Genomic DNA, 15,895 nt, shown 5'->3' on the forward strand with positions numbered 1-15,895 from the left:
CCGTTTCTTTCCCCCCCCCCCCCCCCCCCCCCCCCAGGCCCTTACAGGCTCCTGAAGCATCAGAACTGATGTCCACCCGTGATTGTTTAGGTAGTCAATTGCTACTTTCTCCGCGTATGCGCGACATCTCACGATCGCTGGGGGTGGTTGAGCTCATCTTGTTTTGCCTGGGGTTACCTACGTTGACAATAGTAAAATCTTTGTCATTGGATACCGAGAGAGGTGCAACATTACTGGAACCATGTTTAGGTGAGCTTTCAGGTGATACCGAAGGGGCGCTAACGCTCATCTGCACACTTGGTGTTGAAATTACGGAGATGTTCTCTTGTTGGTGAGCCGCAAGTGTTTCGGGTGTAGGGGCTTTCAAACTCCCCAAACGGTTCCGTAAATTAGTAATTGCTCTTTGGGCAAATTTGGCGGCAGCAGGTCCTACCATAGTTACGTATCCAGCAGCCGCCATGGTGCTGTTTCCAGTCAAGTGGCCGGCGGTCGCCAAGCCGACACCACCCAACGCCACGACCGTGCCTGTTGCGTTCGCTACATTTTTAAGCGTCGCAAATTTAAAAAAAGAGTGCCCGGTGGGATCAATCCTGTTTACCGGATCACCTCCACAATACGCATAAGCATTAAGCCCTCCTGCCCCAAAGGGGCTTGAATTATCTGGGCTGCAGAATCTCTGTAAAACGGGGCTAAACAGGCGATAGTGACCGAGCATGTAACAGCCAGTTACCGAGTCTAATTGCTCGCCGTTGAATGCCAAGGGGTTAATCGATTCGCTCCGTGCCGGGTGTCCAGCATAAGGGGTGTAGGTAAAATGGGCCTTGCTGGCATTCCCCAGCTCGGTCATGACGGTGTTGGTGTTGTTCACCGTCATGATTGAGCGTGATGCCTCAGCACTTGACCTACATTGCGCCAGCAGGTCACCTGCATGCCGAAAGGTGGAGCGTGTCAGGGATTTGCTGAGCTCGGTGGCAACACGGCCGCTGTGGTAGAACCGAATTGTTTTTTCTGCTCTGTCCATGAAACCTTCCTGTCGTTCGAGGTTAAGCAGGCCAGATACCTGGTCATCGGTGTGGTGATGAAAATCAACATGAGAACAAACAATGCAGCCTACGCAAGCGCCTGGATACTGGCAGAACTAACAGGTCCCCGATGGATCAGCCGTGCTGAGTCTGCTGTGTATCGCATAGGCGGCATGTCTCCCTTCGGCACCTTGCCAGTGATGTTTATCGAACCCTGAACTACGCTGACAGTCGCATCCCACAAATCATTTGTGCGCAAGCAAGGAGCCTGCATGACGTTGATGCGTCCGCTGTCGGTCGTTTGCCTGGGGCTGCTGTATCTGCTCACTGGTTGTAGCAAGGAAGAGGTCCCCGAGACCCTGCCTCGGGTGGGTGTGCAACAGGTTCAGCCCACCGATTTCGCTGCCAGGGTCACCCTGACTGGCGACGTGCAGGCGCGGGTGCAGACCGACCTGTCGTTCCGCGTCGGCGGCAAGATCATTTCCCGTAGCGTTGATGTGGGCGACCACGTCAAGGCTAACCAGGTCCTGGCGCGGCTGGACCCGAAAGACCTGCAGAACAATGTCGACTCGGCCAAGGCCGAGGTGTTCGCTGCCCAAGCACGGGTCACCCAGACCAGCGCCGCCTTCGTGCGCCAGCAAAAGCTGCTACCCAAGGGCTATACCAGCCAGAGCGAATACGATTCCGCCGAGGCCGCGCTGCGCAGCGACCAGAGCGCGCTCAAGGCTGCCCAGGCGGAACTGGCCGATGCCAAAGAGCAACTGGGCTACACCGCGCTGGTGTCTGAAGCCGATGGCGTGATCACCGCGCGCCAGGCCGAGGTCGGTCAGGTGGTGCAGGCGACCATGCCGATCTTCAGCCTGGCCCGCGACGGCGACCGTGATGCGGTGTTCAACGTGTACGAATCACTGTTGGTGGCGCCGCCGAGTGATGTCGGTGTCATCGTAAGCTTGCTGGACGACCCCAAGGTCCAGGCTCACGGCTTTGTTCGCGAAATCACCCCTACCGTGTCGGCACAAAGCGGCACCGTGCAGGTCAAGGTGGGGCTCAAGGACGTGCCGCCGGGCATGCAGCTGGGCGCGCCGGTCACGGCCAGCACCAATGCGGTGGGGCGGCCCAGCATCGAGCTGCCGTGGTCGGCGTTGACCAAGGCGCTGCATGAGCCGGCAGTCTGGGTGGTGGGCGAGGGCGACAAGGTCGAATTGCGCAAGGTTGAAGTCAGCCGCTACCTGACCGGCAAGATCGTGGTCGCCAGCGGCCTGAAGGCCGGCGAGACCGTGGTGGTGACCGGTAGCCAGCTGCTGCACCCCGGTATGCAGGTGCAGAAGGTCGATGCCAAGGCTAAGGGGGGGGTGCTATGAAGCGCCTGCTGATGCTGTCGGCCGGCCTGCTGCTGGCTGCCTGCGGTAGCGAGGAAGAAGCGCCCGAGCCGATCCGGCCGGTGCTGTCGGTCAAGGTGGAGCCACAGGTGCAGTCGCAGCTTGGCCGCTTCGCTGGCGTTATCCAGGCGCGCTTCGAAAGCACCTTGGGCTTCCGGGTTGGCGGGCGCATTGCCCGGCGTTGGCTGGATGTGGGTGCCCAGGTGAAGCCGGGCGACACCCTGGCCACGCTCGACCCCACCGACCAGCAGAACCAGCTGCGCGCCGCCGAAGGCGATCTGGCCAAGGTGCAGGCGCAGTGGATCAATGCACAAGCCGATGCCCGCCGCCAGCAGCAGCTGTACGACCGAGGCGTTGGCGCCCAGGCCCAGCTGGACATTGCCCAGACCAACCTGAAAACCACCAGCGCAGCGCTGGAACAGGCGCGCTCTGCGCTTAGCCAGGCCCGTGACCAGCTCGACTACAGCACCTTGCGCACCGACCACGCCGCAGTGATCACGGCTTGGCAGGCCGAGGCCGGGCAAACCGTTACCGCAGGCCAGTCTGTGGTCACCCTGGCCCGACCGGACGTGAAAGAGGCCGTGATCGACTTGCCCATCAGCCTGGCCGAGCAGTTGAACAAAGACCTCACCTTCACCGTCGCCTCGCAACTCGACCCGACCATCAACACCACGGCCACCCTGCGCGAACTGGAGCCCCAGGCTGATGCCGCGACCCGTACCCGCCGCGCCCGGCTGACGCTGGCGTGCACACCGGCCGCCTTCCACCTGGGCACTGCGATCAGTGTGACCCTGAGCTCGCAAGTGTCCCCGCGCAGCGAGCTGCCGTTGAGTGCCTTGTTGGAGCGTGACGGCAAGACCCAGGTCTGGGTGATCGACACCCAGCAGAAGACCGTGGGCACCCGTGACGTCACCCTGATCGATCGTACTGCCGACAGCATCGTCCTGGCTTCGGGCGTGCAGCCTGGCGAGCGTGTGGTGACGGCGGGCGTGAACAGCCTCAAGCCTGGCCAGAAGGTCACCTTCGACGAGGATGCGCAATGAAAGGAAGCTTCAACCTGTCCGAATGGGCACTCAAGCATCAATCGTTCGTCTGGTACCTGATGTTCGTCGGCCTGCTGATGGGCATTTTCTCGTACTTCAACCTCGGCCGTGAGGAAGACCCGTCGTTCACCATCAAGACCATGGTGATCCAGACCCGCTGGCCGGGCGCGACCCAGGACGAAACCCTCTACCAGATCACCGACCGTATCGAAAAGAAGCTCGAAGAGCTGGACTCTCTCGACTACACCAAGAGCTACACCCGCCCGGGCGAATCCACGGTGTACGTGTACCTGCGTGACACCACCAAGGCCAAGGACATCCCGGAAATCTGGTACCAGGTGCGCAAGAAGATCCAGGACATCCGCGGCCAGTTCCCACAGGGCATCCAGGGCCCCGGGTTCAACGACGAATTCGGTGACGTGTTCGGTACGATCTACGCCTTCACCGCCGACGGCCTGACCCTGCGTCAGCTGCGGGACTACGTGGAACAGGCGCGGGCCGAAGTGCGCGATGTGCCCAACATCGGCAAGATCGAGTTTGTCGGCACCCAGGACGAAGTGCTGTACCTGAACTTCTCGACCCGCAAGCTGGCAGCCCTGGGCATCGACCAGCGCCAGGTCATGCAGGCCCTGCAACAGCAGAACGCGGTGACCCCGGCCGGGGTGATCGAAGCTGGCCCCGAGCGGATTTCGGTACGCACTACCGGGCAGTTCGCCTCGGAAAAGGACCTGCAGACCGTCAACCTGAAGATCAACGACCGCTTCTTCCGCCTGGCCGACATCGCCGACATCCAGCGCGGCTATGTCGACCCGCCGTCACCGATGTTCCGCTACAACGGCCAGACCGCCATCGGCCTGGCCATCGGCATGAAGGCCGGTGGCAACATGCAGGTGTTTGGCGCGGCGTTGAAAAAGCGCATGGACCGGGTGATCCAGGACCTGCCGGTGGGCGTTGGCGTGCACACCGTGTCGGACCAGGCTGTGGTGGTCAAGCAGGCGGTCGGTGGCTTCACCAGCGCGCTGTTCGAAGCGGTGGTGATCGTACTGGCGGTGAGCTTCGTCAGCCTGGGCATGCGCGCCGGCCTGGTGGTGGCCTGTTCGATTCCCCTGGTGCTGGCGATGGTGTTCGTGTTCATGGAATACAGCGGCATCACCATGCAGCGTATTTCGCTGGGGGCGCTGATCATCGCGCTTGGCTTGCTGGTGGACGATGCGATGATCACAGTGGAGGTGATGGTCACGCGGCTGGAGATGGGTGAAAGCAAGGAGCAGGCGGCGACCTTTGCTTATACCTCGACGGCATTCCCTATGCTGACCGGCACCCTGGTAACGGTGGCCGGCTTCGTGCCGATCGGCCTCAACGCCAGTTCTGCCGGCGAGTACACCTATACTCTGTTCGCGGTCATCGCCGTAGCCTTGTTGGTGTCGTGGATCGTGGCCGTGTTCTTTGCTCCAGTGCTGGGTGTGCACATTCTAAGCAGTAGCAAACTGAAAGCTCACGAAGCCGAGCCCGGGCGGGTCGGCAGGGCATTCGAAGGGGGGCTGGTGTGGTGCATGCGCCATCGCTGGCTGACGATCATCGGCACCATCCTGCTGTTTGCCCTGTCGCTGTTCAGCATGCGCTTCGTGCAGAACCAGTTTTTCCCCTCTTCGGACCGCCCGGAGATCCTGGTCGACCTGAACCTGCCGCAAAACGCCTCGATCGAGGAGACGCGCAAGGTGGTCGACCGCTTCGAGGCGCGCATCAAGGACGACCCCGACATGGTGCACTGGAGCACCTACATTGGCCAGGGCGCCATCCGCTTCTACCTGCCACTCGACCAGCAGCTGCAGAACCCGTATTACGCGCAGCTGGTGATCGTCAGCAAGGGCTTCGAAGAGCGCCAAGGCATGATGGAGCGCTTGCAGAAGATTCTGCATGAAGAGTTCGTTGGCATCGGCACCAACGTGCAATCGCTGGAAATGGGTCCGCCGGTGGGCCGGCCGATCCAGTACCGGGTCAGTGGGCCCAGTATCGACGAGGTGCGCAAGCATGCCATCGACCTGGCCACCCTGCTCAACCAGAACGAGCATATTGGCGAAATGATCTATGACTGGAACGAGCCGGGTAAGGTGCTGCGCGTGGAAATCGCCCAGGACAAGGCGCGCCAGTTGGGGCTGTCGTCGGAAGACGTGGCCAATGTGATGAACAGCATTGTCAGTGGGGTGAATATCACCCAGGTCAACGACAACATCTACCTGGTCAACGTGGTCGCCCGCGCCGAGGACAGCGAGCGCGGTTCGCCCGATACCCTGCAGAACCTGCAGATCCTCACCCCCAACGGCACCTCGATTCCACTGCTGTCGTTCGCCACCGTGCGTTACGAGCTGGAGCAACCGCTGGTGTGGCGCCGCGATCGCAAGCCGACCATCACCATCAAGGCCTCGGTCAACGGCGATATCCAGCCCACCGACCTGGTGGCCCAGCTGAAACCGAACATCGATGAGTTCGCCAGCAAGCTGCCAGTCGGTTACGAAGTGGCCACTGGCGGTACGGTGGAGGAAAGCGGCAAGGCCCAAGGGCCGATCGCCAAGGTCATCCCGTTGATGCTGTTCCTCATGGCGACCTTCCTGATGATCCAGTTGCACAGCGTGCAGAAGCTGTTCCTGGTGGTCAGCGTGGCACCGCTGGGTCTGATTGGCGTGGTGCTGGCGCTGGTGCCTACAGGTACGCCGATGGGCTTTGTGGCGATCCTCGGTATCCTGGCGTTGGCAGGCATCATCATTCGTAACTCGGTAATCCTGGTGACCCAGATCGACGAGTTCGAAGCGCAGGGCTACACCCCTTGGGACGCGGTCATGGAAGCCACCAACCATCGGCGCCGTCCCATCTTGCTGACGGCGGCGGCGGCGAGCCTGGGCATGATCCCGATTGCCCGCGAGGTGTTCTGGGGGCCGATGGCCTACGCGATGATTGGCGGCATCATCAGCGCAACGCTGCTGACGCTGCTGTTCCTGCCGGCGCTGTATGTGGCCTGGTACAAGATCCGCGAGCCACAGAAACAGGCCTGAAGCCCTGTACCAAACCCTGTGGGAGCGGGTTTACCCGCGAATGCAATGGTGGAGCTACCGCCGCATTTGCGGGTGAACCCGTTCCCACAGGGTTATTTTTTGTGTTCAGAATAGTTGTTTTAATTTGGTTATATAAACATTCTTAAACAGTATTTTTAAGAATAACCCTGCCTCACTACTATTGCCTTCAAGCCAGGCAATAACCCCCCTTCAGATCCCTGCCCGGCACCCTCACTCCAAGGAGAACGAGCATGAGTGCATCGCTGCGTAGCATCGACGGTCAGGACGAAGCCACCATTCTGCGGGAGATCCAGAGCGCCTTGCGCGACCTTCGTTTCGGTGCGGTGGAAATCACCGTGCACAACGCCCAGGTCGTTCAGATCGAACGCAAGGAGAAGTTCCGCCTGCAACAGCCCGGCAACAAGACCGGCTGATTCGCGCCACAACATCCAAAACTAGAAAAATGCCAATCGGGAGCTTCACCATGTCCATCCGCCGTTATGCGCTCGCCGCCCTGGCCAGTGCTGTTTTTGCCGGTTCCGCCATCGCCAAGGACTACGAACTGCTGAACGTGTCCTACGACCCGACCCGTGAGCTGTACCAGCAGTACAACGCCGAGTTCATCAAGCACTGGCAACAGGCCCATCCGGGCGACAAGGTGAAGATCCAGCAATCTCACGGCGGTTCGGGCAAGCAGGGACGTGCGGTGATCGACGGCCTGCGCGCCGACGTGGTGACACTGGCCCTGGCCGGTGACATCGACGAAATCGCCAAGCTCGGCAAGACCCTGCCGGACAACTGGCAGACCCGCCTGCCGGATGCCAGCACTCCGTACACCTCGACCATCGTGTTCCTGGTGCGCAAGGGCAACCCGAAAGGCATCAAGGACTGGGGCGACCTGATCAAGAAGGACGTCTCGGTCATCACCCCCAACCCGAAAACTTCCGGTGGCGCCCGCTGGAACTTCCTCGCCGCCTGGGCCTACGGCCTGAAGACCGGCGGTAGTGAAGAGAAGGCCAAGGCCTACGTGCAGGAGCTGTTCAAGCACGTGCCCGTGCTGGATACCGGCGCTCGCGGTTCGACCATCACCTTCGTCAACAACGGCCAGGGCGACGTGTTGCTGGCCTGGGAAAACGAAGCCTTCCTGGCGCTGAAGGAAGACGGTGGCTCCGACAAGTTCGACATCGTCGTGCCTTCGCTGTCGATCCTCGCCGAGCCACCAGTGGCAGTGGTCGACAAGAACGCCGAGAAGAAGGGCAATACCGAGATTGCCACCGAATACCTCAAGCACTTGTACAGCCCGGCCGGGCAGAAGATCGCCGCCGAGAACTTCTATCGCCCGCGTGACGAGAAAGTGGCTGCCGAATTTGGCAAGCAGTTCCCGAAACTGGACCTGGTGACCATCGACAAGGACTTCGGTGGCTGGAAGACTGCACAACCGAAGTTCTTCAATGATGGCGGTGTGTTCGACCAGATCTATCAGGCACAGTAAGGGCCAAGGGAAAGCGGGGGCTGCTGCGCAGTCCTTTCGCGACGCAAGGCCGCTCCTACAGGGAAACGCGATCCATGTAGGAGCGGCCTTGCGTCGCGAAAGGGGCGCAGAGCGGCCCCAGGATTCAGAAGCCTGCACCGGCCCGGCATTGCTCCGGGCCAGGTGCGTTCAACCAGGGATATTTATGTCACGTCGCATCTCCCCCGTCATACCCGGCTTCGGGCTGACGCTGGGCTACACCTTGGTGTACCTCAGCCTGATCGTGCTGATACCGCTGGCGGCCATGTTCATCCATGCCTCGCAGCTGACCTTCGAGCAGTTCTGGAACGTCATCAGCGCGCCGCGGGTGATCGCCGCGCTCAAGCTGAGTTTCGGCACCGCCCTGTTCGCCGCCATCATCAACGGTGTCATCGGCACCCTGCTGGCCTGGGTGCTGGTGCGCTACACCTTCCCCGGGCGCAAGGTCATCGACGCTATGATCGACCTGCCGTTCGCCCTGCCCACCGCCGTTGCCGGTATTGCCCTGACCGCCCTGTACGCGCCTGCGGGCTGGGTTGGCCAGTTCGCCACCGACCTCGGTTTCAAGATCGCCTACACGCCGCTGGGCATCACCCTTGCGCTGACCTTCGTCACCCTGCCGTTCGTGGTGCGCACGGTGCAACCGGTGCTGGCGGATATTCCGCGTGAAGTCGAAGAGGCCGCGGCATGCCTGGGCGCGAAACCGTTGCAGGTGTTCCGCCATATCCTCGCGCCAGCGCTGCTGCCTGCCTGGCTGACCGGTTTCGCCCTGGCCTTTGCCCGTGGCGTTGGCGAGTACGGATCGGTGATCTTCATCGCCGGCAACATGCCGATGAAGACCGAGATCCTGCCGCTGCTGATCATGGTCAAGCTCGACCAGTACGACTACACCGGCGCCACTGCCATCGGCGTGTTGATGCTGGTGGTTTCCTTCATCCTGCTGCTGCTGATCAACCTGCTGCAGCGCCGCATCGAAACCCCTTGAAGGAGGCCGCATGTCCAGTTCAACCCTGAGTGCAAGCGCCGCCGCCAACGCCGCCCGGTGTGGCAGCGCCACCTCGCGGCGCGTCCTGATCGGCCTTGGCTGGCTGGTGTTCGCGCTGTTCCTGCTGCTGCCGCTGGTGATCGTGGTGTCGCAGGCGCTGAAGAACGGCTTCGGCACCTTCTTCGAAGCGATCTTCGAGCCTGATGCCTTGTCGGCGCTCAAGCTCACCTTGCTCGCCGTGGTCATTTCGGTGCCGCTGAACCTGGTGTTCGGTGTCAGCGCCGCCTGGTGCGTGAGCAAGTACAGCTTCCGCGGCAAGAGCATCCTGGTGACCCTGATCGACCTGCCGTTTTCGGTGTCGCCGGTGATCGCCGGCCTGGTCTACGTGCTGATGTTCGGCGCGCAAGGCCTGTTCGGCCCGTGGCTGCAGGACCACGACATTCAGATCGTATTTGCCTTGCCGGGCATCGTCCTGGCGACCATCTTCGTCACCGTGCCGTTCGTGGCCCGCGAGCTGATCCCGCTGATGCAGGAGCAGGGCACGCAGGAGGAAGAAGCCGCGCGCTTGCTCGGCGCCAACGGCTGGCAGATGTTCTGGCACGTGACGCTGCCGAACATCAAATGGGGCCTGATCTACGGCGTGGTGCTGTGCACCGCGCGGGCCATGGGCGAGTTTGGCGCGGTGTCGGTGGTGTCGGGGCATATCCGTGGCGTGACCAACACCTTGCCGCTGCACGTGGAGATCCTCTACAACGAGTACAACCACGTCGCGGCCTTCAGCGTGGCCAGCCTGTTGCTGATCCTGGCGCTCTTCATCCTGCTGCTCAAGCAGTGGAGCGAGAACCGTATTAACCGCCTGCGCCACAGCGCCGCGGAGGAATGATTCATGTCGATCGAAGTTCGTAACGTCAGCAAGCGCTTCAACAGCTTCCAGGCCCTGAACGCCATCAACCTGGACATCAACAGCGGCGAGCTGGTGGCCCTGCTTGGCCCGTCCGGCTGCGGCAAGACCACACTTCTGCGCATCATCGCTGGCCTGGAAACCCCGGACCAGGGCAACATCGTGTTCCATGGCGAGGACGTGTCCGGCCATGACGTGCGTGATCGCAACGTCGGTTTCGTGTTTCAGCACTATGCGCTGTTCCGCCACATGAGCGTGTTCGACAACGTCGCCTTTGGCCTGCGCATGAAGCCCAAGGGCGAGCGCCCGAGCGAAAGCAAGATTGCCGAGAAGGTCCACGAACTGCTGAACATGGTGCAACTGGACTGGCTGTCCGACCGCTACCCCGAGCAGCTGTCCGGTGGCCAGCGCCAGCGTATCGCCCTGGCCCGCGCCCTGGCGGTGGAGCCCAAGGTGCTGCTGCTGGACGAGCCGTTCGGTGCGCTCGACGCCAAGGTGCGCAAGGAGCTGCGCCGCTGGCTGGCGCGGTTGCACGAGGACATCAACCTGACTTCGGTATTCGTCACCCACGACCAGGAAGAAGCCATGGAAGTGGCCGACCGTATCGTGGTGATGAACAAGGGCGTGATCGAGCAGATCGGCTCGCCAGGCGAGGTGTACGAAAAGCCGGCCAACGATTTCGTCTACCACTTCCTCGGCGACTCCAACCGCCTGGCCTTGAGCGAGGGGCACCATGTGCTGTTCCGCCCGCACGAGGTGTCGCTGTCGCGGCATGAGACCGAGGGGCACCATGCGGCCGAGGTGCGCGATATCCGGCCATTGGGTGCCACTACGCGGGTAACCTTGAAGGTGGAAGGGCAGAGCGAGCTGATCGAGGCCGAGGTGGTCAAGGATCACGACAGCCTGACCGGGCTGGCGCGTGGGGAGACACTGTTCTTCCGGCCGAAGGTCTGGCAGAAGGTGGCGGATATCTGAGTCGCTTTGAACAAGGAAAAGCCCGGGCATGGTCCCGGGTTTTTTATTGACCGCAAGATCGCTGGGGCTGCTTTGCAGCCCTTTCGCGACACGAGGCCGCTCCTACAGGACTGCGCGATCCCTTGTAGGAGCGGCCTTGTGTCGCGAAACGAGGGCGCAGCCCTCGCGGCAATCTGATGCCTTGCGCGAATATTTCATATGCCCGCAAAGCATCACATGGTCGCTCTTACCTCACACCCCACGAAACCCGCGGTCTAGAGCCAACCCTTCAAAACAGATATTCCTGAATGCTCTAACTTTAACTTGAAACATTACTTTCAGAGATAAGGCCCTGCCCCCGATGATTCAGCCACACACCTGAATCAAGAACCCCAGGAGTTTGATCAATGGGTAATGTCCAGTCGGCCGTCAGGGCCTACGACCAGCCATGGCGCCCGAGCCCGGGTGATCTGGTCGAGCTTGGACGGACGCTTCGCCTGCCACTGGGCCAGCTGCGCCTGCAACGCACCCCGGTCAGCGGCCTCAAGCGCCGTGACAAGCTGGCGCTGGGCCTGCTGGTGCTGGTCCTGCACGGTGCCGCCGCCTATTGGGTGAGCCAGGCCCCCACGCCCGCGCTGCCCGTGGTGCCGCCACAGATCCCGGCGATGACAATCGAGTTTGCCGCGCCTGCGCCGCCGGTGGTGCAACCACCACCGCCCGCCCCGGCACCGCCGGTGGTCGAGTCACCGCCTCCGGTGATCGACGAACTGGCCGCCAAGCCCAAGCCGAAACCGAAACCCGTGCCCAAGCCGGTCGCCAAGCAGTCGCCCAAGCCGCAGCCCAAACCGGTCGAGGCGCCGCCACCTGCTCCGGTGGCTGCCCCGGCACCGCCTGCGCCACCCGCACCGGCGCCGGTCACGCCGCCATCGGCCAACGCGGCGTACCTGAAGAACCCGGCACCGGAGTATCCGCAGATGGCTATGCGCCGTGGCTGGGAAGGCACCGTATTGCTGCGCGTCGAGGTACTGCCCAGTGGCAAGCCCGGGCAGATCCAGATCCAGCAGAGCAGCGGCCGCGATGCCCTCGACTCCGCCGCGCTGGCTGCGGTCAAGCGCTGGAGCTTCGTCCCCGCCAAGCAGGGCGACGTGGCCCAGGCCGGCTGGGTCAGCGTGCCGATCGATTTCAAGCTTCGCTAACTTTTTCGCAGAACACAGGAAGACATCATCATGAGCCTGCTGGCATCCCCCCTCGAGTCCGTTGAAAGTGCAGTCATCTGGCTGCTGGTCGGTTTTTCCGTCGTCACCTGGGGCCTTGCCCTGGTCAAGGTCGCGCAGTTCGTGCGGCTGAAGCACCAGGACAAGCGCTTCCACCAGCAATTCTGGGCCGCATCGAGCCTCGACTCGGCGGCGGAAATCAGCCACGAGCTGCCTGGCCCGGCTGCCCGCGTCGCTCAGTCCGGCTATGCCGCGATTGCGGTCGGTGACACCCACGCCAGTGACCTGAGCCACGCCATCAACCATCAGGACCGCCTTGAGCGTGCCCTGCGCCAGCAGATCGTGCGTGAACGCCGCTCGCTCGAAACCGGCCTGGCTGTGGTCGCCAGTATCGGCAGCACCTCGCCCTTCATCGGCCTGTTCGGCACCGTGTGGGGCATCATGGAAGCGCTCAAGGGCATCAGCGCAGCCGGTTCCGCCAGCCTGGAAACCGTGGCCGGGCCGATCGGCGCGGCGCTGGTTGCCACCGGTGTGGGTATCGCCGTCGCGGTGCCGGCGGTGCTGGTCTACAACTACTTCCTGCGCCGCCTCAAGCTGACCGCGGCCGACCTCGATGACTTCGCCCACGACTTCTACAGCCTGGCGCAGAAGAGTGCCTTCCGCGTACTGGTGCACCCGGCTGTGCACAAGGCCCAGAGTGGTTTCACCCAGCCGGTGAAGGAGGCGTCCTGACATGGCCTTTTCGACCCAGGACAGCGACGAAGTTCTCAGTGAAATCAACGTCACGCCGCTGGTGGACGTCATGCTGGTGCTGCTGGTGGTGTTCATCGTCACCGCGCCACTGCTGACAAACGCCATCCCGATCAACCTGCCCAAGACCGAGGCCGTGGCCCCGGTGGAGCAGAAAGACCCGCTGGTGGTGAGCATCGACGGTGGCGGCAAACTTTTCATCAACAAGGACGAGATCCAGCCGGACCTGCTGGAAAGCAACCTCAAGGCGGCCAAGGACAAGGACGCCGACGTGCGTGTGCAGTTGCAGGCGGACGATGGCGTGAACTATGGCGAAGTCGCGCGGGCCATGGCCGCGATCGAGCGCGCCGGGATCAGCAAACTGGCGGTAATAACTGCACGGTAATCTTCATCCTCTTCAGGCAAGTGCTTAGGGGCCACATCTCTTGGCAGGGGTTGGCCCTTTCTTTTGTCTGTCATCTTTGAGTGTTTTTGGTTATTAATAAATAGCTTCTTATTCCTTTACGAATATAACTGCCTCCCTATACTGGTCCCCAAGCACGCAAACTTACTGGAGGCGTCCCCATGCGCAATGAGTCGATTCGTTACCTGATTGTGCCGGGCTGGCAAGGATCGCCAGACAATCATTGGCAGAGTCACTGGCAGCGCACGCTGCCCAACAGCGCCCGGGTCGAACAGCGTGACTGGCTTACTCCACAGTGCCGCGATTGGGTGCAGGCGCTGGAGCAGGCGATTGTCGCCGAACGCTCGCCGGTGATTCTGATCGCGCACAGCCTGGGCTGCGTCACCGTCGCCCACTGGGCCGCACAGGCCAGCCCGGCGCTGCTGCGTCGGGTGCGCGGCGCGTTGCTGGTGGCCCCGGCGGATGTCGAGCGTCCCACCTGTGCGCCGGCCTTGCGCAACTTCGCGCCGATCCCGCTGCAGGCGCTGCCGTTCCCCAGCCAGGTGGTCAGCTCCGACAACGATCCGGCAGTGAGCGTGCCGCGTGCCTTGTACCTGGCCCAGGCCTGGGGTGCTGAAGCGGGCCTGCTGAGCAATGCCGGGCACATCAACGTGAAGTCCGGCCACGAGCGCTGGGAACAAGGCTTCGCCTACCTGTATCGCCTGCAAAGCCGGGTCGAGCAGCGCGCATTGCGCCGCGCCTGATCGGCCCCGACCGTTCACCGTTTGCCTGACGCCCGGCCACCCATGGCCTCGGGCGGGAGTTCGTCATGACTTTTCAAAGCCCGTTCGGCCAGCCGCTGCTGACCTTTCCTGAACTGGACAAGAGCCCCCTGAGCATCCGTGCCAAGGCGCTGGTGTTCATCGACCCGCGCTCGCAGCAGTTGCGCCAGACCCTGGAGCAGCTGGCGCCGCAACCGGTACCGGTGCTGATTCGCGGCGAGACCGGTACCGGCAAGGAACTGCTGGCACGGCAGATCCACCGGGCCAGCGACCGCCCCGGCCTGTTCGTCTCGGTCAACTGCGCGGCCATCAGCCCGACCTATGCCGACGCCGAGTTGTTCGGCTATAGCGCTGGCAGCCAGGGCGGCACGGCCAGCAGCCGCGCCGGCTGGTTCGGCTCGGCAAATGGCGGCACCTTGTACCTGGACGAGATCGCCGACTTGCCGTTGGCGATCCAGAGCAAGCTGCTGGCGGCCTTGGAAAACCGTGAGGTCACCCGTGTCGGCTCGCAGCAACCGCAGCCGGTGGACGTGCGCCTGGTGGCTGCGACCAGCATCGACCTGGCGCGGGTAGTGAAGGCTGGCCGCTTCAACGAGCGCCTGTACCAGTACCTGCGCGAGGGCGCGCTGGAGCTGCCGCCGCTGCGCGAGCGCCCGGGCGACATCCTGCCATTGGCCGAGTATTTCCTGGGCATCTACAGCGTACGCCTGCAGCGCCCGCTGGCACTGATCAGCGAGGCCGCGCAGCAGGTGCTGGAAGCGCATGCCTGGCCGGGCAACACCCGGGAACTGGAGAACGTGATCCACTTCGCGCTGTTGGTGAACGTCGGGGACGAGCTGCTGCCGGAGGACCTCGACCTGCTCAATCCCGCAGGCTAGAGGATTTAATAAGCAAACTGGATGGTGGCAGATTGTTTATGGAATAAGCAGCTAATTAAAAGATATTGTTACGGAATAAAAAATCTCGGTATCGTCCGCCTCACGCCCGCCAGTGAAACGGTTGGGCACCCGAATTCGCCATCCGTGATGGCTCAGATCCAGAATAAGGAACACCATGAAGAAGACCCTGCTGACCACTGCCCTGGCCGCCGCCCTGTCGTTCGCTGGCCTGGCCTCTGCCGCCGAGAAACTGGTGGTTGCCGCCACCCCGGTACCGCACGCCGAGATCCTTGAACTGATCAAGCCGACCCTGGCCAAGGAAGGTGTGGACCTGCAGATCAAGGTCTTCACCGATTACGTGCAGCCGAACGTGCAGGTTGACCAGAAGCGCCTGGACGCCAACTACTTCCAGACCCTGCCTTACCTGCAGAGCTTCAACGAAGGCAAGGGCACCCACCTGGAAACCGTGGTCGGCGTGCACGTAGAACCGTTCGGTGGCTACTCGAAGAAGGTCAAGAGCCTGAGCGAGCTGAAAGACGGAGCTACCGTTGCTATCCCGAACGAAGGTAGCAATAGCGGCCGCGCACTGATCCTGCTGCAGAAGGCCGGCCTGATCACCCTGAAGGACCCGAAGAACGCCCTGGCGACCCCGAAAGACATCGCCGAGAACCCGAAGAAGCTGAAGTTCCGCGAACTTGAGTCGGCCATGCTGCCGCGCGTGCTGGACCAGGTCGACCTGGACATGATCAACACCAACTACGCGCTGGAAGCCGGCCTGAACCCGGCCAAGGATGCGCTGGTGATCGAAGGCAGCGACTCGCCATACGTGAACTTCCTGGTTGCCCGCCCGGACAACAAGGACAGTGAGGCCATCCAGAAGCTGGCCAAGGCGCTGACCAGCCCTGAGGTGAAGGCATTCATTGCCAAGAAGTACCAGGGCGCGGTGCTGCCTGCGTTCTGATTGTTGATGGCTTCATGAAAACGCCGACGCATTTGCGTCGGCGTTTTTGTGTGTGGCTGGCAGCCGGTCAGCGCGGATTGCCCA

At 62.3% G+C, this 15,895-nt stretch carries 15 protein-coding genes; 14 read left to right on the forward strand and 1 reads right to left on the reverse strand.

Going from position 1 to position 15,895, the window contains the following annotated elements:
- Positions 1 to 94: 94 nt before the first annotated feature.
- Complete coding sequence (locus ACLEJU_RS05730) at positions 95 to 1,021, reverse strand: RHS repeat-associated core domain-containing protein (protein WP_435424935.1); 927 nt, start codon at positions 1,019 to 1,021, stop codon at positions 95 to 97.
- Positions 1,022 to 1,294: 273 nt separating this feature from the next.
- On the opposite strand from ACLEJU_RS05730, the gene ACLEJU_RS05735 reads away from it, so the two are divergent.
- From ACLEJU_RS05735 to ACLEJU_RS05800, 14 genes are all read left to right on the forward strand, one after another.
- Entirely contained in the window at positions 1,295 to 2,383 is a 1,089-nt protein-coding gene (locus ACLEJU_RS05735) for an efflux RND transporter periplasmic adaptor subunit (protein ID WP_435424936.1), read from the forward strand.
- On the forward strand, positions 2,380 to 3,444 hold the full coding sequence (locus ACLEJU_RS05740) for an efflux RND transporter periplasmic adaptor subunit (RefSeq protein WP_435424937.1): 1,065 nt from the start codon (positions 2,380 to 2,382) through the stop codon (positions 3,442 to 3,444). Before ACLEJU_RS05735 ends, ACLEJU_RS05740 begins: the two co-directional genes overlap by 4 nt.
- Positions 3,441 to 6,494, forward strand: a complete 3,054-nt coding sequence (locus tag ACLEJU_RS05745) for an efflux RND transporter permease subunit (protein ID WP_435424938.1) — start codon at positions 3,441 to 3,443, stop codon at positions 6,492 to 6,494. Before ACLEJU_RS05740 ends, ACLEJU_RS05745 begins: the two co-directional genes overlap by 4 nt.
- 251 nt (positions 6,495 to 6,745) lie before the next feature.
- Positions 6,746 to 6,928 (forward strand): sulfur starvation response protein OscA, encoded by a 183-nt coding sequence (oscA, locus tag ACLEJU_RS05750; protein ID WP_003258557.1) that lies wholly within the window; start codon positions 6,746 to 6,748, stop codon positions 6,926 to 6,928.
- A 50-nt stretch (positions 6,929 to 6,978) separates the two neighbouring features.
- Positions 6,979 to 7,986: a sulfate ABC transporter substrate-binding protein gene (locus ACLEJU_RS05755; RefSeq protein WP_435424939.1), complete on the forward strand. Its 1,008-nt coding sequence runs from the start codon at positions 6,979 to 6,981 to the stop codon at positions 7,984 to 7,986.
- A 184-nt stretch (positions 7,987 to 8,170) separates the two neighbouring features.
- Complete coding sequence (gene cysT, locus ACLEJU_RS05760) at positions 8,171 to 8,989, forward strand: sulfate ABC transporter permease subunit CysT (protein ID WP_103446160.1); 819 nt, start codon at positions 8,171 to 8,173, stop codon at positions 8,987 to 8,989.
- Between the two features lie 10 nt (positions 8,990 to 8,999).
- Positions 9,000 to 9,872 carry a sulfate ABC transporter permease subunit CysW gene (gene cysW, locus ACLEJU_RS05765; protein ID WP_435424940.1) on the forward strand — a complete coding sequence of 291 codons (873 nt, stop codon included), beginning with the start codon at positions 9,000 to 9,002 and terminating at the stop codon, positions 9,870 to 9,872.
- Between the two features lie 3 nt (positions 9,873 to 9,875).
- Positions 9,876 to 10,865 (forward strand): sulfate/molybdate ABC transporter ATP-binding protein, encoded by a 990-nt coding sequence (locus ACLEJU_RS05770; RefSeq protein ID WP_054885475.1) that lies wholly within the window; start codon positions 9,876 to 9,878, stop codon positions 10,863 to 10,865.
- Positions 10,866 to 11,251: 386 nt separating this feature from the next.
- Positions 11,252 to 12,040: an energy transducer TonB gene (locus ACLEJU_RS05775; RefSeq protein ID WP_435424941.1), complete on the forward strand. Its 789-nt coding sequence runs from the start codon at positions 11,252 to 11,254 to the stop codon at positions 12,038 to 12,040.
- Between the two features lie 30 nt (positions 12,041 to 12,070).
- Positions 12,071 to 12,790 (forward strand): MotA/TolQ/ExbB proton channel family protein, encoded by a 720-nt coding sequence (locus ACLEJU_RS05780; RefSeq protein ID WP_435424942.1) that lies wholly within the window; start codon positions 12,071 to 12,073, stop codon positions 12,788 to 12,790.
- A 1-nt stretch (position 12,791) separates the two neighbouring features.
- Positions 12,792 to 13,193, forward strand: a complete 402-nt coding sequence (locus tag ACLEJU_RS05785; protein ID WP_054885478.1) for an ExbD/TolR family protein — start codon at positions 12,792 to 12,794, stop codon at positions 13,191 to 13,193.
- Positions 13,194 to 13,372: 179 nt separating this feature from the next.
- Positions 13,373 to 13,954 (forward strand): alpha/beta hydrolase, encoded by a 582-nt coding sequence (locus ACLEJU_RS05790; protein WP_435424943.1) that lies wholly within the window; start codon positions 13,373 to 13,375, stop codon positions 13,952 to 13,954.
- Positions 13,955 to 14,019: 65 nt separating this feature from the next.
- Positions 14,020 to 14,850, forward strand: a complete 831-nt coding sequence (locus ACLEJU_RS05795) for a sigma 54-interacting transcriptional regulator (RefSeq protein WP_435424944.1) — start codon at positions 14,020 to 14,022, stop codon at positions 14,848 to 14,850.
- 175 nt (positions 14,851 to 15,025) lie between these two features.
- The gene (locus ACLEJU_RS05800) at positions 15,026 to 15,811 is read left to right on the forward strand and encodes a MetQ/NlpA family ABC transporter substrate-binding protein (protein WP_435424945.1); all 786 of its coding nucleotides are present in this window, start codon (positions 15,026 to 15,028) and stop codon (positions 15,809 to 15,811) included.
- Positions 15,812 to 15,895: the final 84 nt, after the last annotated feature.

This window comes from Pseudomonas sp. SMN11 (assembly GCF_052041945.1).
Taxonomy (GTDB): Bacteria; Pseudomonadota; Gammaproteobacteria; order Pseudomonadales; family Pseudomonadaceae; genus Aquipseudomonas.